General features: G+C 53.9%; 12 protein-coding genes and 1 other RNA gene. 7 read left to right on the top strand and 6 right to left on the bottom strand.

Features of this window, described 5'->3' with window-relative positions; translation table 11 throughout:
- Positions 1 to 24 precede the first annotated feature (24 nt).
- On the bottom strand, positions 25 to 930 hold the full coding sequence (locus tag GW579_RS20085; RefSeq protein ID WP_152327312.1) for a LysR family transcriptional regulator: 906 nt from the start codon (positions 928 to 930) through the stop codon (positions 25 to 27).
- 110 nt (positions 931 to 1,040) lie between these two features.
- Between GW579_RS20085 and GW579_RS20080 the strand changes: the two genes are divergently transcribed.
- On the top strand, positions 1,041 to 1,745 hold the full coding sequence (locus GW579_RS20080) for a pirin family protein (RefSeq protein ID WP_152327314.1): 705 nt from the start codon (positions 1,041 to 1,043) through the stop codon (positions 1,743 to 1,745).
- A gap of 77 nt (positions 1,746 to 1,822) precedes the next feature.
- On the opposite strand, the gene rnpB is transcribed toward GW579_RS20080, so the two are convergent.
- Positions 1,823 to 2,201: RNase P RNA component class A (gene rnpB / locus GW579_RS20075), an RNA gene on the bottom strand.
- Positions 2,202 to 2,226: 25 nt separating this feature from the next.
- The gene (gene rsmI / locus GW579_RS20070) at positions 2,227 to 3,096 is read right to left on the bottom strand and encodes a 16S rRNA (cytidine(1402)-2'-O)-methyltransferase (protein ID WP_152327315.1); all 870 of its coding nucleotides are present in this window, start codon (positions 3,094 to 3,096) and stop codon (positions 2,227 to 2,229) included.
- Positions 3,097 to 3,157: 61 nt separating this feature from the next.
- Here rsmI and GW579_RS20065 point away from each other — a divergent pair, with 61 nt between their 5' ends.
- The 4 genes from GW579_RS20065 to dolP all read left to right on the top strand — a co-directional run bounded on the left by GW579_RS20065 (position 3,158) and on the right by dolP (position 6,826).
- Positions 3,158 to 5,185 carry a penicillin-binding protein activator gene (locus GW579_RS20065; protein ID WP_165061369.1) on the top strand — a complete coding sequence of 676 codons (2,028 nt, stop codon included), beginning with the start codon at positions 3,158 to 3,160 and terminating at the stop codon, positions 5,183 to 5,185.
- Between the two features lie 66 nt (positions 5,186 to 5,251).
- Positions 5,252 to 5,620: a YraN family protein gene (locus GW579_RS20060; protein WP_152327317.1), complete on the top strand. Its 369-nt coding sequence runs from the start codon at positions 5,252 to 5,254 to the stop codon at positions 5,618 to 5,620.
- Between the two features lie 30 nt (positions 5,621 to 5,650).
- A complete protein-coding gene (diaA, locus tag GW579_RS20055; protein ID WP_013577230.1) occupies positions 5,651 to 6,241 on the top strand; it encodes a DnaA initiator-associating protein DiaA in 591 nt (196 codons plus the stop codon).
- A gap of 9 nt (positions 6,242 to 6,250) precedes the next feature.
- Positions 6,251 to 6,826 carry a division/outer membrane stress-associated lipid-binding lipoprotein gene (dolP, locus tag GW579_RS20050; RefSeq protein WP_152327318.1) on the top strand — a complete coding sequence of 192 codons (576 nt, stop codon included), beginning with the start codon at positions 6,251 to 6,253 and terminating at the stop codon, positions 6,824 to 6,826.
- Between the two features lie 65 nt (positions 6,827 to 6,891).
- On the opposite strand, the gene mtgA is transcribed toward dolP, so the two are convergent.
- Together mtgA and arcB are read right to left on the bottom strand one after the other, a co-directional pair.
- Positions 6,892 to 7,614: a monofunctional biosynthetic peptidoglycan transglycosylase gene (gene mtgA, locus GW579_RS20045; protein WP_165061366.1), complete on the bottom strand. Its 723-nt coding sequence runs from the start codon at positions 7,612 to 7,614 to the stop codon at positions 6,892 to 6,894.
- Between the two features lie 895 nt (positions 7,615 to 8,509).
- The gene (arcB, locus tag GW579_RS20040; RefSeq protein ID WP_165061363.1) at positions 8,510 to 10,849 is read right to left on the bottom strand and encodes an aerobic respiration two-component sensor histidine kinase ArcB; all 2,340 of its coding nucleotides are present in this window, start codon (positions 10,847 to 10,849) and stop codon (positions 8,510 to 8,512) included.
- Positions 10,850 to 11,720: 871 nt separating this feature from the next.
- On the opposite strand from arcB, the gene gltB reads away from it, so the two are divergent.
- Together gltB and GW579_RS20030 are read left to right on the top strand one after the other, a co-directional pair.
- Positions 11,721 to 16,178, top strand: coding sequence for a glutamate synthase large subunit (gene gltB / locus GW579_RS20035; RefSeq protein ID WP_152327321.1), 4,458 nt, complete (start codon positions 11,721 to 11,723; stop codon positions 16,176 to 16,178).
- A 9-nt stretch (positions 16,179 to 16,187) separates the two neighbouring features.
- On the top strand, positions 16,188 to 17,606 hold the full coding sequence (locus GW579_RS20030; RefSeq protein ID WP_165061360.1) for a glutamate synthase small subunit: 1,419 nt from the start codon (positions 16,188 to 16,190) through the stop codon (positions 17,604 to 17,606).
- A gap of 137 nt (positions 17,607 to 17,743) precedes the next feature.
- Here GW579_RS20030 and sspB read toward each other — a convergent pair whose 3' ends face one another.
- Entirely contained in the window at positions 17,744 to 18,238 is a 495-nt protein-coding gene (sspB, locus tag GW579_RS20025; protein ID WP_152327323.1) for a ClpXP protease specificity-enhancing factor, read from the bottom strand.
- Positions 18,239 to 18,240: the final 2 nt, after the last annotated feature.

The raw sequence follows: 18,240 nt of genomic DNA, 5'->3' as shown, positions 1-18,240 counted from the left end.
CCCTTCATAAAGGGGAAGGGCATTTTACTTCGCTTCCCGCGTTGCCAGTAACTTTGGAATTTCACGCAGGAACCAGGCTTTCGCCTCGCCCATGCTGTCGCGACGCCACGCCATAATGATGTCGGTTTCACGGTTATATTCCGCACTGACCACCCGCAGACGCCCTTCCTCGATGTCTTTCTCGACCATCGGATAAGGCATCGTCGCTACGCCTAATCCGGCCAGCAACGCCTTACGTTTTTCTTCAATCGTACTGACCGTCAGCCGCTGTTGTTTATCCAGTAACTGAACGGTGAGCACGGGGCGTTCACGGGCAGTATCGGCGACAGCAATCCCGCGGTATTTCACCCGGCTGACGTCCGATAACGGTTCGGCTTCCTGATGGATAGGATGATCCGGCGCTGCCACATAGACACTGACCAGTTTGTACAGCTTGCGGCTGTTAATTTCGGTGGAAGAGCGGAAATGCATATCGGGTGCGATGACGATATCCGCACGCCCCTGCTCCAGACGCTCCCACGCACCGGCCAGCACTTCCGTTATCAGAGAAACCTGCGTATTGGCTTTCAGCGCCAGCTTTTCAATCAGCGGGAACAACTGCGCGGCAGGCGATAACGCTTCGCAAACGATGGTGATGTGCGTTTCCCAGCCGCGCGCCAGCGCTTCGGCATCGACGGTCAGTTTGTCGGCGGCTTCGAGCAGGACACGGCCACGCTCAAGCAACATCCGGCCCACATTGGTGAATTTTGTCCGATGACCTGAACGGTCAAATAACACCACGTCCAGCTCTTCTTCCAGCTTTTGCATGGTATAGCTCAACGCAGACGGGACGCGGCCCAGCTCATCAGCGGCGGCGGCAAAACTTCCTCTGCGGTCAATGGCATCCATGACCCGTAAGGCTTCCAGTGTGAGTGCGCGATCCTTAGCCATTCTTTTCTCTGTCAGGAAATTTGAATATAGCGACCAGATTAACTGGCTAACAATCGCACGTCCAGACGCTTACCATTTATACATCGAAATTTTTAAGAGAGGCGACCGCCATGATCACCAGCAGAACGGCAAAAGAGTGCGGCACCGCTGACTTTGGTTGGCTGCAGGCACGTTACACTTTCTCCTTTGGACATTACTTTGATCCGAAGCTGATGGGCTATGCGTCGCTGCGCGTCCTGAATCAGGAAGTGCTGGCGCCGGGTGCCAGCTTCCAGCCACGGACTTATCCGCGGGTTGATGTGCTGAATCTGGTTTTACAGGGCTCGGCGGAATACCGCGACAGCGAAGGTAACAGCGTGCGGGTCGAAGCCGGTGAAGCGGCGCTGCTTTCCACGCAGGCAAACGTCAGTTACAGCGAACTGAATACCCGCGCGAACCAGCCGCTGACGCGCATGCAGTTATGGCTGGACGCCTGCCCCGAACATGAAAATCCGTTAACCCAGAAAATGACGCTGCCGGATGCGAAACATTTCCTGCTGGCATCACCGGACGGCAAAAACGGCAGCCTGCAATTGCGGCAAAATGTCTGGATACATCATCTGGATTTAAAACCGGGTGAACAGATTTCCCTGCCAGTTCGTGGCCCGCGGGCGTATCTGCAATCGATTCACGGGCAGATAGATGCACAAGGGTCAGTCAGCCACGAATCGCAAAAACTGGCCTGCGGAGACGGGGCGTTTATTCATCAGGAAAACAGCCTGACTGTTTCTGCCAGCACGCCGTTACGCGCTTTGCTGATCGACATGCCGGTTTAACATTCGCGGATAACGGATTTTGCGGATAGCAGAAAGGCGAAAGCCCGCGTAGTTTAACTACGCGGGCTTTCTTTTGACGAGGGAGTTGACCGTTAAGCCGGGTTCTGTCGTGGACAGTCATTCGTCTAGGCCAGCAATCGCTCACTGGCTCAAGCAGCCTACCCGGGTTCAGTACGGGCCGTACCATGTGAACCCCTATTTGGCCTTGCTCCGGGTGGAGTTTACCTTGCCACGAACTGTTGCCAGCCGCGCGGTGCGCTCTTACCGCACCCTTTCACCCTTACCTGATCCCACTTACGTGGGCCATCGGCGGTTTGCTCTCTGTTGCACTTGTCGTAAGCTCGCGCTTCCCAGGCGTTACCTGGCACCCTGCCCTATGGAGCCCGGACTTTCCTCCCCTCCACCTGTCTCCCCCGAAAGGGACGGCAGTGAAGCGGCGACTGTCTGGTCAACTCCGCGGCGGATAATAGGGTATTACGCCCTATTTGTCACCCTCTTGCTCATCAAGCGCGTATTTATACAACGCATTCTTCTTCACGCCATGGATTTCTGCGGCCAGCGCGGCGGCCTTTTTCAACGGTAACTCTTTTTGCAGCAGCGCCAGCGTACGCAGGGCCTCAGCGGGCAACGCCTCCACATCGACTTTATGGCCTTCCACAATCAGCACCATTTCGCCGCGACGGCGGGTTTCCACTTCCTGCACCCATGCCAGCAGTTCGCCAACCGGCGCGCCGTGAATGTTTTCCCAGGTTTTGGTCAGTTCACGCGCCAGCACCACATAACGCTGCGGCCCCCAAACTTCGACCATATCCTGCAAACTATCGATCAGACGATGCGTGGATTCATAGAAGATCAGCGTGCGCGGTTCTTCGATCAGCGCCAGCAAAGTGTCTTTACGGGATTTGGTTTTAGCAGGCAGAAACCCCTCGTAACAGAAACGGTCGGAGGGCAAACCGGCGGCGCACAACGCGGTAATGGCAGCACATGCCCCCGGCAAAGGCACGACACGGATGCCCGCTTCACGACAGCGGCGCACGAGGTGATAACCCGGATCGTTAATCAGCGGTGTACCGGCATCAGAAACCAGCGCGATAGTCTGGCCTTCCTGCAATTTCGCCAGCAAATGCTCGGCTTTTTGCTGTTCGTTGTGGTCATGCAGCGGGAACATTTTGGCGCTGATCGCGAAGTGTTGCAGCAGCAATCCGGTATGGCGGGTGTCTTCTGCGGCAATCAAATCTACACTGTTGAGTACGGCCAGCGCGCGTTGGGTAATATCCCCTAAATTGCCAATTGGCGTCGGTACGATATACAGCGTTGAGGCAGAAATATCTGCTTGATCGTCTTGATTCATTGTTTCATCCGGATTGCCGATTTAATATTGAGCATCTTGAAAAAACATCACTGGAAACTGAATGCCTTCCTCAATGACTTTTCGTACCCGTTCGGGACGTTTACTCCCTGCCATCATCGTGGCTATGCTTCTCGCCAGCTGTTCCGGTCAGGCGCCGCAGGCACCGACTGAAAGTGTCCAGGGTGCAGCGTCCGGCAGCTCTGATTATTATCTGCAGCAGGCACAACAAAGCGGTGATGATAACAAGGCTGACTGGCAATTGCTTGCAGTCCGTGCCCTGATACGTGAAGGCAAAGTGCCTCAGGCCGCCGAACAACTCGCCAAAGTGCCGCAAAATCTGACCGCAGCACAAACTGTTGAACAGCAGCTGACCAGTGCAGAAGTTCAGGTGGCCCAGAAGAATTACCCGGCAGCGGCAACCACTCTGAGCCAGGTCGACCCGGCCAAACTGAACAATGACCAGAAAGCCCGTTATTACCAGGCGCAAATTGATGCCAGCCAGGGCCGTACCAGCCTTGGCCTGATCCGTGCTTACATCGCGCAGGAACCGCTGTTGCAGGGCCAGCTTCATCAGACGAACATTGATGAAACCTGGACCGCGCTGACACAAATGTCTGCGCAGGACGTTAACAGCATCGTGATTAACGCGGATGAAAATACCCTGCAAGGCTGGCTGGATTTGCTGAGTGTCTGGCAGAGCAACAAGCAAGATCCTGATTTACTGAAAGCCGGTATCAAAGACTGGCAGCGCCGTTATCCGGTCAATCCGGCGGCCAAAACCCTGCCGACACAGCTGAATAATGTGCTGACTTTCCAGCCTGCGTCTACCGGTAAAATTGCGCTGTTCCTGCCAATGAGCGGGCCTGCACAGGTTTACGGCAATGCTATTCAGCAGGGCTTCAATGCGGCGATGAACGGCCAGGTCAGTCAGGCCGCGCCACAACCGGCAACGGCAGCCGATCCTAACGCACAAGCGCAGACAACGCCGGTTGATCCGAATGCTGCGGTCAGCACGTCCGCCCCGGATACCACTGCGCAGCCACAAACCGCACCAGCCCAGCCTGCACCAACGCCTGACGTTGCGCCGGTTGCCAGCAGCAATGCGCAGGTAAAAGTTTATGACACCAACGGTCAGCCTCTGGCAGCGTTACTGACGCAGGCACAACAGGACGGCGCCACACTGGTGGTCGGGCCGTTGCTGAAAGATCAGGTGAATGAGCTGGGTAACGCCCAGACGCCTCTGAATGTTTTAGCGCTCAATCAGCCAGAAACTGAGAAAAACAGTCCGAATATCTGTTACTTTGCGCTCTCGCCGGAAGACGAAGCACAGGATGCCGCCCGTCACATGTGGGCAGAACAGAAACGTTCGCCGTTGTTACTGGTTCCACGCGGTGCCTTCGGTGACCGTATTGCGCAGGCATTTGCCAATGAATGGCAGAAACTGGGCGGGCAAACTGTCCTGAAACAAGGGCTGGGCTCTGCCGGTGAATTACGTTCATCTATTGGCAGCGGCATACGCCTGACCGGTGCGCCGGTTACCGCAAGCGACAGTGCAGTTCCCGCGCAAGCGCAGGGTGTCACGATTGGCGGTATTACCATTCCGGCTCCGCCAACCGATGCGCAGATTACGCAAGGCAGCACCGGCGGTGCGGTGGATTCCGTTTACGTCGTAGCGACTCAGAGCGAACTCACGCTGATTAAACCGATGCTGGATCTGGCGGTTAGTGGCCGCTCTCATCCATCCGTCTACGCAAGTTCACGCAGCTATCAGGCGGGAGCGGGCCCGGACTATCGTCTGGAAATGGAAGGCGTGGAATTTAGCGACATTCCATTACTGGCGGGTTCTAACCCTGCGCTGATGCAGCAGGCCGCGGCGAAATTCGGCAACGATTACTCGCTGGTTCGTCTGTACGCCATGGGGATTGATGCCTGGAGTCTGGCAAATCACTTCTCACAAATGCGGACGCTGCCTGGCTTCCAGGTCTCCGGCAGTACCGGTGATTTAAGTGCCAATGAAAACTGCGTGATTCATCGCAAACTGCCGTGGCTGCAATACCGTCAGGGCTCGCTGGTTCCGGTTTCTTCATAAGAAACGCAGTTAACTTGCGCAGAGAAACCGGAATTCTCCGTACGAAATAAGTACAAGGACGTACTGATGATAAATTTTTTGTCAAAAACGCGGTCGTGCGGAGCCGAATATGAAGCTTACGCGCGACGCTATCTTGAAAGAGCCGGATTAACCTTTGTGGCGGCCAATGTGGCCTGTCGTGCAGGTGAAATTGACCTGATCATGCGTGACCAACAAACCTGGGTGTTTGTTGAAGTTCGCTACCGGCGCAATGCAAATTTTGGCGGCGCTGCGGCCAGCGTAACGCGTCAAAAACAACAGCGCTTGTTACGCGCGGCATCTTTCTGGCTTGCAAGCCACAACGCAAGCTTTGACACATCACCTTGCCGTTTTGATGTTTTAGCCATCACCGGCAGCCAGTTAGAATGGCTGCCCGATGCATTCAATGCGGAATAAATATTACGACGACTGACTGGACGAAAACCCGTGCTGGATAGAATCAAAGTCTGCTTTACCGAAAGTATCCAAACCCAGATTGCAGCGGCTGAAGCCTTGCCTGACGCGATTTCCCGTGCCGCGATGACGCTGGTGCAATCGCTGCTCAACGGCAACAAAATCCTGTGTTGCGGTAACGGCACCTCTGCGGCAAATGCGCAGCATTTTTCTGCTAGTCTGATTAATCGTTTTGAAACTGAACGTCCGAGCCTTCCTGCAATCTCACTATGTGCAGACAATATTGTTCTGACAGCGATTGCTAATGACCGGCTGCACGAAGAAATCTATGCCAAACAGGTGCGTGCTTTAGGTCAGGCTGGCGATGTTTTGCTGGCGATTTCTACCCGCGGCAACAGCCGTGATATTGTCAAAGCCGTTGAAGCAGCGGTCACCCGCGATATGACGATTGTCGCATTGACGGGTTATGACGGCGGCGAACTGGCGGGTTTACTGGGGCCTCATGATGTTGAGATCCGGATCCCCTCCCATCGCAGCGCCCGCATTCAGGAAATGCATATGCTCACAGTAAACTGCCTCTGTGACCTGATAGATAATACGCTGTTCCCACACCAGGACGATTAAGGAGATCCAATGAAGGCGAGCCCTCTCTTAGCTGTATTGTTAAGCGCCCTTCTGTTACAAGGCTGTGTTGCGGCTGCGGTTGTTGGTGCAGCCGGTGTCGCAACTAAAACCACCACTGACCCGCGCACTGTGGGCACTCAGGTTGATGACAGCACGCTGGAAGCCCGTGTTTCCAACGCGATAAGCAAAGATAAACAACTGAAAGATGAAGCCCGCATTGTCGCCACCGCGTATCAGGGTAAAGTCCTGTTAACCGGTCAGGCGCCGTCCGCTGATATGGCCTCCCGTGCGAAACAAATTGCGATGGGCGTAGAAGGCGCAACGGAAGTGTATAACGAGATCCGCACCGGCAAACCAGTCAGCATGGGCACCGCCTCTGTGGATACGTGGATCACCACGAAAGTTCGCTCTCAGTTGCTGACCAGCGATTCCGTTAAATCTTCCAACGTCAAAGTGACGACCGAGAATGGCGAAGTGTTCCTGCTCGGCCTGGTTACGCAGGAAGAAGGTAAATCCGCGGCGGGGATTGCTGCCGGTGTCAGTGGCGTGAAACACGTGACGACAGCGTTTACTTACGTTAAATAATTCAGTCGGTTAACGCAAAAAGGACAGCTCAGGCTGTCCTTTTTTACGCCCTGAAACCGCATGAATTAATGCAGTTTATGCTCTTGCAGGAAAGATTCCCCACCGAGCTGGCTCATTTGCCTCAGGATCCACTGCTGACGACGCAGCACGTAGGCCGACGGTGCGTTGACTTTAAACAGGTGAGGATTCGGCAATACGGCGGCCAGCAATGCGGCCTGCGAAGCCGTCAGGCGGCTGGCGGGTTTATGGAAGAAATGCTGTGAGGCCTGCTCGACGCCAAACACACCGTCGCCAAACTCAACAATGTTCAGGTAAACCGTCAGGATCCGGCGTTTCGTCCAGACCGTTTCAATCCCCACGGTCAGACCCGCTTCCAGCCCTTTTCTCATCCAACTGCGGCCATCCCACAGAAAGAGATTTTTAGCCGTCTGCTGGGAAAGCGTAGATGCTCCGCGCATTTTTCCGCCGTCTTTATCCAGAACTGACTGGATGGCATCCACATCAAAGCCCCAATGCTCGGGGAATTTTTGATCTTCTGCAGCCATTACCGCCAGCGCCATTGGCGCAGAAATTTCGCTCATAGGCACCCAGTCGGAATGCGCCACATACCCGAAATCACCGGTGAGCCAGGCGGAAACCTGACGTTCGACCATCACGGCAGAAAAAGGAACGGGTAAAAAAGCAAAAAGTACGATGCCCGCAACCCATAAGCCAAACAACAGTATTACGGCACGTTTCAGCCATAATACCGGTTTTCCCCAAATGCCCTTTCCAGCAAATTTCTTCATTCTGCGGTTTCCACAACACATCTGACCATCTAATCAATCCCAACGGAGACCCGATAATGCGGGCTAGCGAAATGCTCCACAATCCTGCTAACAATTGTGCGAAAAAGCATAACTCATCCTTAAAAACTCCATTTCAAAATTGCGTTTTGATCACTGGCATCAAGGGGTTCCGTCATAGTCGTCGGCATTTCCAGTTTTTCATTCATCGGGTATTTAAAGACAGCATGTAAATTACTTGTGAATAAACTCAATAAATAAACATTAACAATGCTAATAAATGAAAATGCCAAAAGTGAACGAATTTTCACCATTTTCCGGTATACCGTGGTGCTGACTAAGTCAAATCGCACAGTAAAAAATGGCAGAAAACTGCCTGCAGACTGGCGACTTAACCCGATAAAAACCTGATCATCCTAAGTGAAATTTTTTCACTCATCACAATTTTTAAAAATGGATCGAAATCAAAATACTGAAGACAACGCAATAATCGCATAAATGATGAATAACAAGTACTTGTCAGTGAATTCAGCCATTCCAACGCCGATTTTCAGGTTAAATTAACGGCGAAACAAGCAGCAAAATGGCATGACATTGTTCACTTCCATAAGCAAAATTGCATGACACCGGTACAACATCAACAGGCTTCATTTGTATTCTGTCAAAAATCCTGCGATAAAGACTTGATGTTTTGTATAGACAAAGACTAATCTACATCACAGTTTTTAATGAATGTTGTAACAGTCCTGCTTATATTTGTTATGTTGATTGCTACAGGATGTATTAGACTTTAAGACTGAATTCCAAGACCTGCGAAAACCGAACCCTTATAACTATCGTGGGTTACCTCTTTCCCTGGTGTTGGCGCAGTATTCGCGCACCCCGGCTTCGGCTGGGGTTATTTTTTTTCAGCGTTTGCCGTCCAGTCACGTAACACCTGTATGTCATGACGCCATTCTGCTTTCAGCTCATCAATCCATTCCTGAACGTTATCCCACCACGCAGGCAACGTCGGCGTCTGAATTTGTTGCGCCAGTTGTTGCAGGTGCTTAAGCCCTACGGAACCCGCCGCTCCTTTGATTTTGTGGCCTTCTTCCGCAATCCCTTTTTGGTCGCGCGCGGTCATGTTGGAATCCAGCACCGCGAGATAGCCCGGCATCATCTTTTCGAACATATCTGCGCTCTGATAAATCAGTTTCGGCCCAACCAAATCGATGTACTGTTCAAGCATGGCGGTATCAAGCAACGTTTCGCTGTTTTTCATTTCGACAGGTTCCTTTTCCATTACTGAAACTTCAGGCTGGTGATCCCAGAACTGCTGGATCATGCCGGTTAGCGCAGAGACGGACAGCGGCTTACTCAGCACATCGTCCATTCCGGCATCGAGATACTCTTTCTTATCTTTGAGAACGTTGGCGGTCAGCGCAATCAGCGGCGGCAGATGCTTGCCTGCGTAATCGGTACGCAGTTTGCGGGCGATATCCAGCCCGGTCATGTCCGGCAGCTGGATATCGAGCAGGACGAGGTCAAATTCGTCAGGATCGAACATCTCCAGCGCGTCGTGACCGTTCATCGCCACTTCCACGCTGTTCCCGAGTTTCTCCAGCACCGAACGCGCCACAATCACGTTCAGCTCGATATCTTCCACCAGCAGCACGTGCAGCGCGGGCAGCGGCATATCCTCTTCTTCATCCACTTCGGCGACCGGCGCATCGAGCTTTGGCGCGCGCACTGTCAGCGTGAAGCAGGAACCCTTGCCCGGTTCGCTGCTGACGGTGATATCGCCGCCCATGGTTTGCGCCAGACGTTTTGAAACGGCCAGCCCGATACCGGTTCCTGTCGCCGGTTTGCCGCCGTTCTGATCTTTCACCTGATAGTACATGGCGAAAATTTTGTCCTGCTCGTCCTGCGGGATGCCCATGCCGGAATCGCGGACAACGAAACGCAGCATGTCGTTGGCTTCGTAATGGACGCTCAGCACAATCTCCCCTTCGCGGGTGAATTTGACGGCGTTACCAATCAGGTTCCACAGGATCTGGCGTAAACGCGTGCCGTCCGTCGTAATACTGCGCGGCAGCGGTAAATCCGGATCCATGACGAATTTCAGACCTTTCGGTTGTGCCAGAAGGCCGGAGAGGTTTTCGAGATCGGACAGGAACTCGGTGAAATCCACCGGCTGATTGTCGAGCTGCACTTTGCGACGCTCGATTTTGTCCATTTCGATAATGTCGTTGAAGATATTCCCGAGCGTGATTGCGCTGACGTGAATGGTTTTCAGATAACTGTGCTGTTCTTTGTCGAGTTCGGTGTCCAGCAGAATGCGGCTCAACCCGACGATGCCGTTAAGCGGCGTACGCAGCTCGTGGCTGATCGTAGAGATGAAAGTGGTCTTTTCCCTGCTGGCGTTCTCTAACGCGTCCTGATAACGCTTACGCTCGGTTATATCGCGGCCAAAGCCCATCAGCCCATGCCGTTTGCCAATGCGATCGTAGAACGGCACTTTGCGCAGCTCGAAGCAGGCTTTACGCCCGTCCGGATAGACCAGCCATTGTTCGTAAGTCAGGGAAACGTTGTGGCGGAAGACTTTCTCATCGGTTTCCACCACTTTTTCGGCAATGTCCGGGGTATACACATCATTCGGCGTGAGGCCAATCAGCTGTTTTTCGCTTTTGCCGGTCAGCAATTCCATCGCACGGTTACAGCCCGAAAATTCCTTATCTTCATTGCGGTAGTAAACCAGGTCCGGGGAAGCATCGAGGAATGAGCGTAACAGCGCCGATTGCTGGCTCAGTTCAATTTGCGCCTGTTCGCGGTGATGCATTTCAAGCTTCAGCTTGTCCACCACTGCCAGACGCGCCTCTTCGGCTTTCACGCGGTCGGCGATTTCCTGATTCAGCTGCGTAATGTTGTCCTTAAGCTGCTGGTTCAGTTCGAGATCGCGGTGGCGCATTTCTTCGAGCTTATCCACCAGACGCGCTAAACGCTGGCGTGATTCCTCAAGCTGCTCAACGACCACCGACAGGAAATACACCGCCCAGGGCGTAATCAGCAAACCAAAGAAGATGGAGCGAACGACGTCGATACTTTCAACCTGCCCGCGCAGGAGCATGGTCACCGCCATCTGGACAATCATCGCCAGCACCACCAGCGCAGACGCCAGCAGCAGAGAGAATCTCACCAGCCCCAGCTTGACCATCAGATCGACATAATACTGCGCTAAAACCCGGATTTGCTTCATAACGGTTCCCTTAAAACGAAGTCGCCTGAATCATACCGCAAAACCTCGCCGTGGTGAGTCTGCAGGCAAGATTGAGCATGAAGTTTGTGAGATGCACCTTGCGGGGGCTTGCCATGGTGCAATGCAGGAAATAAGGGCAGAGTTATTGACTAATTTACGCCGTGATATTATTAATATCGGCCGGCTTAATTTCGTCACAGGCTTTGCCAACTGCCGCGCAGCAAACATCTTTTCCTTATTCTCTCCGAATTCATTCTCAGTCGGCGCACTCCGCGCAGGCATAAATATTCATTATTACTGCAAATAAAATCATTCACGCCAGTATAAATAATTCTTATTACGAAGAGCCGATTAGTACATTATTACTGTCAGGTTAAAAACAGTGACAAACCGCATGCCCGCAGTGTTTTCCAGTATAAAATACTGGGAATTACGGACCTGCCAGCACGGTTCGGAGATATGAAGCTTTTCCCATAGTGAGTCAGCTCACACTTTACACGCATTACCCCACCGACATTACGCCATTAAAAACACCATAAATCATATATATTTCAAATAATTAAATGTCTTTATATCACTTTTAATATAAGTTAATTCGCCATTTGACCTCCTTGTGCTTTCTCGCTAAGTTGGGAGTCCGCTGGAAGCAATCTCGACGGGTGAGCAACTCGTCATATTTATGCAGTAATTGAAGACTCCCTCATTAAAACAAGTCAACCACCACTTGTGAGAACCATCACGAGAGGCCTTTGACGGAGATGCCCGGGCAATTAACGCACCGCAAGAGTGCGCGAAATTGCGGGTCCGCTCTGTGAATAAGTCCGCTCGCGGTTGGTGTGAGAGTCTCGCAGAGCCTGGGGAGGTTCACGTTATGTTGTACGATAAATCCCAAGAGAGGGACAACTGTGGTTTCGGCCTGATCGCCCATATAGAAGGCGAACCTAGCCATAAGGTCGTGCGTACCGCGATCCACGCACTGGCCCGTATGCAACACCGTGGCGCGATCCTTGCTGACGGCAAGACCGGCGACGGTTGCGGCCTGCATTTACAAAAACCTGACCGCTTCTTCCGCATGATTGCCGAAGAGCGCGGCTGGCGCCTGGCGAAAAACTATGCCGTCGGCATGCTGTTCCTCAGCAAAGATGAAAAAGAAGCTGAGGCGAGCCGTCGCATTGTTGAAGAAGAGTTGCAAAACGAGACGCTGTCCGTGGTGGGCTGGCGTGACGTTCCGACTAACCCGGACGTACTCGGTGAAATCGCGCTTTCCTCCCTGCCCCGCATCGAACAAATTTTTGTTAACGCGCCCGCCGGCTGGCGTCCGCGTGACATGGAACGCCGTCTGTATATGGCGCGCCGCCGTATTGAGAAACGCATTCAGGATAAAGACTTCTATGTGTGCAGTTTCTCCAACGTGGTCACGATCTACAAAGGCCTGTGTATGCCTGCGGATCTGCCACGCTTCTACTTAGATCTGGCCGACCTGCGCCTGGAATCAGCAATTTGCCTGTTCCACCAGCGTTTCTCGACCAACACCGTACCGCGCTGGCAACTGGCTCAGCCTTTCCGCTATCTGGCGCACAACGGCGAAATCAACACCATCACCGGTAACCGCCAGTGGGCCCGCGCCCGTGCGTATAAATTCAAAACGCCGCTGATCCCCGATCTGCAAGATGCCTCACCGTTCGTGAATGAAACCGGCTCGGACTCCAGCTCGCTCGATAACATGCTGGAACTGTTCCTGGCAGGCGGTATGGATTTGCTGCGCGCCATGCGTTTGCTGGTTCCGCCAGCCTGGCAGCAAAACCCGGATATGGACGACGATTTACGCGCATTCTTCGACTTTAACTCCATGCACATGGAGCCGTGGGACGGTCCGGCCGGTATCGTGATGTCAGATGGCCGTTATGCCGCCTGTAACCTCGACCGTAACGGTCTGCGTCCGGCGCGTTATGTCATCACCAAAGATAAGCTCATCACCTGTGCCTCTGAGGTAGGGATCTGGGATTACCAGCCGGACGAAGTGGTCGAAAAAGGCCGCGTCGGGCCAGGCGAGCTGATGGTGATCGACACCCGCAGCGGCAAGATCCACCACTCAGCTGAAACCGATAACGACCTGAAAGGCCGCCATCCTTATAAGCAATGGATGGAGAAAAACGTTCAGCGCCTGGTGCCGTTCGAAGACCTGCCGGAAGATCAGGTCGGCAGCCGCGAACTCGATGACAGCACGCTGGAAACCTTCCAGAAACAGTTTGGCTACAGCAGCGAAGAACTCGATCAGATCATCCGCGTGTTGGGTGAGAACGGTCAGGAAGCCGTCGGTTCAATGGGCGACGACACGCCATTTGCCGTGCTCTCCAGCCGTCCGCGCATCGTGTATGACTACTTCCGCCAGCAGTTTGCGCAGGTGACCAACCCGCCAATCGACCCGCTGCGTGAAGCGCACGTGATGTCTCTGGCGACCAGCATTGGCCGCGAGATGAACGTATTTTGCGAAGCAGAAGGTCAGGCGCACCGTCTGAGCTTCAAATCGCCAATCCTGCTGTGGTCTGATTTCAAACAGCTCACCACGCTCGACAGCAAACACTATCGCGCGGAAACGTTGGATCTGACTTACGATCCGACCGAGCAGAATATGGAGCAGTTCGTTCAGAAACTCTGTGACGAAGGCGAACAGAAAGTGCGTAACGGCGCGGTTCTGCTGGTGCTGTCTGACCGCAACATCGCACCAAACCGCTTACCGCTGCCTGCACCAATGGCCGTCGGCGCGTTGCAGTTGCGTCTGGTGGAAAAAAGCCTGCGCTGCGACGCCAACATCATTGTTGAAACCGCCAGCGCACGCGACCCGCACCACTTTGCTGTGCTGATCGGCTTCGGTGCGACCGCGGTTTATCCATATCTGGCCTACGAAACGCTGGCCAAGCTGGTGGATTCGCAGGTCATCGAGAAAAAATACCGTGAAGTGATGCTGAACTACCGTAACGGCATCAACAAAGGTCTGTACAAAATCATGTCCAAAATGGGCATTTCCACCGTCGCCTCTTACCGTTGTTCGAAACTGTTTGAAGCCGTCGGCCTGGCGAAAGATTTGTGCAACACCTGCTTCAACGGCGTGGTCAGCCGTATCGGCGGTGCCGGTTACAGCGACTTTGAACAGGATCTGCTGAACCTGTCCAAACGCGCCTGGCTGAAACGCAAAACATTGGATCAGGGCGGTCTGCTGAAATTTGTCCACGGCGGCGAATATCACGCATACAACCCTGACGTCGTCACCACGCTGCAAACCGCAGTGAACAGCGGCGATTACGACGACTATAAAGTCTATGCAAAACTGGTCAACGAACGTCCGGTAGCAACCTTGCGCGACTTACTGAAAGTCACGCCGAAAGGCCAGCCGATTCCGGTTGATCAGGTAGAACCGGCCGAAGGTCTGTTTACCCGCTTTGATACCGCGGCAATGTCTATCGGTGCGTTAAGCCCTGAAGCGCATGAGTCTCTGGCCGAAGCGATGAACAGCATCGGCGGACGTTCTAACTCCGGCGAAGGCGGCGAAGATCCTGCGCGTTACGGCACCAATAAAGTGTCACGCATCAAACAGGTCGCATCGGGTCGTTTCGGTGTAACGCCAGCCTATCTGGTGAATGCAGACGTTATTCAGATCAAAGTGGCGCAGGGTGCAAAACCAGGCGAAGGCGGCCAGTTGCCGGGTGATAAAGTGACGCCGTACATCGCGAAGCTGCGTTATTCCGTGCCGGGCGTGACCCTGATTTCTCCACCGCCGCACCACGATATTTATTCCATCGAAGATCTGGCACAGCTGATCTTCGACCTGAAACAGGTCAACCCGAAAGCAATGATTTCGGTAAAACTGGTTTCAGAACCGGGCGTGGGCACCATCGCGGTCGGCGTGGCAAAAGCATATGCAGATCTGATCACCATCGCAGGTTACGACGGCGGCACCGGCGCTAGCCCGCTGTCTTCGGTCAAATACGCGGGCTGTCCGTGGGAACTGGGTCTGGTGGAAACACAACAGGCGTTAGTGGCTAACGGCCTGCGTCACAAGATTCGTTTACAAGTGGATGGCGGCCTGAAAACCGGTCTGGACATCATCAAAGCGGCAATCCTTGGCGCTGAAAGCTTCGGTTTCGGTACCGGCCCGATGGTGGCGCTGGGTTGTAAATACCTACGTATTTGCCACCTGAATAACTGCGCAACGGGTGTGGCAACTCAGGATGACAAACTGCGTCGTAACCATTATCACGGCCTGCCAGAGCGTGTGACGAACTACTTCAGGTTCATCACGCAGGAAACCCGTGAAATCATGGCAGAACTGGGTGTCAGCCAGTTGGTGGATCTGATTGGTCGTACCGATCTGCTCACCGAACTCGATGGCTTCACAGCAAAACAAAACAATCTGGATCTGTCCGCGATGCTGGCAACAGCGACGCCGCACGAAGGCAAAGCGGTGTACTGCACCGAAGGCAACCCGGCGTTCGACAAAGGCCAGCTGAACAAAGACATTCTGGAACAGGCTGCGCCACATATCGATTCTAAGCAGAGCAAAGCGTTCTATTTCGATATCCGCAACACTGACCGTTCAGTTGGTGCCACATTGTCCGGTGCGATTGCTGAAAAGCATGGCGATCAGGGTATGGCGGCAGATCCGGTGCGTATTAACTTCAACGGCACCGCAGGTCAGAGCTTCGGCGTCTGGAACGCGGGCGGCGTCGATTTAATGCTGACCGGCGACGCGAACGACTACGTGGGCAAAGGCATGGCCGGTGGCCGTATTGCTATTCGTCCGCCAATCGGTTCAGCGTTCCGCAGCCATGAAGCCAGCATCATCGGTAACACCTGCCTTTACGGCGCAACCGGCGGCAAGATGTTCGCGGCTGGCCGTGCAGGCGAGCGTTTCGCCGTGCGTAACTCCGGTGCTATCACCGTAGTCGAAGGCATTGGCGATAACGGTTGTGAATATATGACCGGCGGCATTGTATGTGTGCTGGGCCGTACCGGCGTCAACTTCGGGGCTGGCATGACCGGTGGCTTCGCTTACGTTCTTGATGAAGACGGCGAATTCCGCAAACGCGTTAACCCGGAACTGGTTGAAGTCCTGGAAGTGGCCGATCTGGCTATCCATGAAGAGCATCTGCGCGGTTTGATCATCGAACACGTACAGTTGACCGCATCGACCCGTGGTGAAGAGATTTTGGCGAACTGGCCGGAATGGGCGCCTAAATTTGCCCTGGTAAAACCGAAGTCCAGTGATGTCAAAGCATTGTTGGGTCACCGTAGTCGTTCCGCAGCTGAGCTGCGGGTACAAGCGCAGTAAGAGGTTAAGATGAGTCAAAACGTTTATCAATTTGTCGACTTACAGCGTGTTGATCCGCCGAAAAAAGCGCTGAAGATCCGTAAAATTGAGTTTGTGGAAATTTACGAGCCGTTCTCAGCAACTCAGGCCGCATCGCAGGCAGACCGCTGCCTGTCTTGTGGTAACCCTTACTGTGAATGGAAATGTCCTGTACATAACTACATTCCGAACTGGCTGAAGCTGGCAAACGAAGGTCGCATCATGGAAGCCGCCGACCTCGCGCACCAGACCAACAGCCTGCCGGAAGTTTGCGGGCGTGTCTGCCCGCAGGACCGACTGTGCGAAGGTTCCTGCACCCTGAATGATGAATTCGGTGCGGTGACCATTGGTAACATCGAGCGCTACATCAACGATAAAGCGATCGAAATGGGCTGGCGTCCGGATATGTCTCACGTGCAGCCAACCGGCAAACGTGTGGCGATTATCGGTGCAGGTCCGGCAGGTCTGGCCTGTGCTGATGTGCTGACCCGTAACGGCGTGAAAGCGGTGGTTTACGATCGTCATCCGGAAATCGGCGGTTTGCTGACATTCGGTATTCCAGCCTTCAAGCTGGAAAAATCAGTGATGACCAAGCGTCGTGAAATCTTCACCGAGATGGGTATTGAGTTCCAGCTCAATACGGAAGTCGGCAAGGACATCACGATGGAAGCCTTGCTGGCAGAATATGATTCTGTCTTCCTCGGCGTTGGGACTTATCAGTCCATGCGCGGTGGCCTGCAGAATGAAGATGCACCGGGTGTTTACGACGCCCTGCCTTTCCTCATCGCTAACACCAAACAGCTGATGGGCTACGACGACTGTCAGGAAGAGCCTTACGTCACGATGGATAAGAAACGCGTCGTGGTGCTGGGCGGTGGTGACACCGCGATGGACTGTGTGCGTACTTCAATCCGTCAGGGCGCAACGCACGTCACTTGTGCGTACCGTCGTGATGAAGAGAACATGCCGGGTTCACGTCGCGAAGTGAAGAATGCGCGCGAAGAAGGCGTTGATTTCAAATTCAACCTGCAACCGCTGAGCATTGAACTGAACGATTCTGGCCGTGTGTGTGGTGTGCGGATGGCTCGTACTGAACTCGGTGCGCCAGATGCTGCTGGCCGCCGCCGTGCGGAAATCGTGGCCGGTTCAGAGCATGTTATGGAAGCCGATGCCGTGGTGATGGCGTTTGGTTTCCGCCCTCACAAAATGGAATGGCTGGCGTCGCACGACGTAGAACTCGATTCATCCGGACGCATTGTGGCTCCGGAAGGCAGCGACAACGCTTTCCAGACCAGCAACCCGAAAATCTTCGCCGGTGGCGATGCCGTTCGCGGTTCTGATCTGGTGGTAACGGCGATTGCTGAAGGCCGCAAGGCCGCAGAAGGCATCATGAACTACCTCGAAGTGTAATTTCATTTTGCCCTTCACGAAGGCCGCGAAAGCGGCCTTTTTTATGGGATACGGTGATACCCGTCGCCGAATTCAGGCAATAAAAAACCCCGCGTAACAACGCAGGGTTTTGGCTGGACGACATCAGAAGCGCGGTGTTATTTCACAACGCGTAGGGCCGGGCGACCACCACGTGGCGGAGCCGGCGGCTCATCATCCGGATCTTCTTCAGCCACATCTGGCAAATCGCCGTCAATGACTGACATGGTCGGCTCTGTCGGCTCTTCCACACTCAGATCGCCAGCAAAGGCGCCTTCGGCTTCATAAGCAGGTTCAGGCTCGAACATGGTACCGGCTCCGTTCTCACGGGCATAAATTGCCAGAACGGCGGCTATCGGTACAAAAACGTTACGCGGTACGCCACCAAAACGTGCATTGAAGCGTACATCGTCGTTGCCCAGTTCGAGATTGCCGACAGCGCGCGGCGCAACGTTCAGAACAATTTGTCCGTCACGCGCAAACTCCATCGGCACCATCACGCCAGGCATCGTCACGTCAACCACCAGATGCGGGGTTAACTGGTTGTCAAGCAACCAGTCATAAAAAGCCCGCAACAGATAAGGGCGACGCGGAGACATGTCGGTCATCTCCATAC

Origin of the sequence: Rahnella contaminans, assembly GCF_011065485.1 — a bacterium.
Lineage (GTDB): Bacteria > Pseudomonadota > Gammaproteobacteria > Enterobacterales > Enterobacteriaceae > Rahnella > Rahnella contaminans.
Note: the sequence above shows the minus strand (reverse complement) of the source record. Positions and strands in the feature narration are given on the sequence as shown.

Bases quoted from the DNA above. Each gene is read 5' to 3' on its own strand.
- GW579_RS20085 (WP_152327312.1), bottom strand. From the start codon at position 930: ATGGCTAAGGATCGCGCACTCACACTGGAAGCCTTACGGGTCATGGAT.
- GW579_RS20080 (WP_152327314.1), top strand. From the start codon at position 1,041: ATGATCACCAGCAGAACGGCAAAAGAGTGCGGCACCGCTGACTTTGGT.
- rsmI (WP_152327315.1), bottom strand. From the start codon at position 3,096: ATGAATCAAGACGATCAAGCAGATATTTCTGCCTCAACGCTGTATATC.
- GW579_RS20065 (WP_165061369.1), top strand. From the start codon at position 3,158: ATGCCTTCCTCAATGACTTTTCGTACCCGTTCGGGACGTTTACTCCCT.
- GW579_RS20060 (WP_152327317.1), top strand. From the start codon at position 5,252: ATGATAAATTTTTTGTCAAAAACGCGGTCGTGCGGAGCCGAATATGAA.
- dolP (WP_152327318.1), top strand. From the start codon at position 6,251: ATGAAGGCGAGCCCTCTCTTAGCTGTATTGTTAAGCGCCCTTCTGTTA.
- mtgA (WP_165061366.1), bottom strand. From the start codon at position 7,614: ATGAAGAAATTTGCTGGAAAGGGCATTTGGGGAAAACCGGTATTATGG.
- arcB (WP_165061363.1), bottom strand. From the start codon at position 10,849: ATGAAGCAAATCCGGGTTTTAGCGCAGTATTATGTCGATCTGATGGTC.
- gltB (WP_152327321.1), top strand. From the start codon at position 11,721: ATGTTGTACGATAAATCCCAAGAGAGGGACAACTGTGGTTTCGGCCTG.
- GW579_RS20030 (WP_165061360.1), top strand. From the start codon at position 16,188: ATGAGTCAAAACGTTTATCAATTTGTCGACTTACAGCGTGTTGATCCG.
- sspB (WP_152327323.1), bottom strand. From the start codon at position 18,238: ATGGAGATGACCGACATGTCTCCGCGTCGCCCTTATCTGTTGCGGGCT.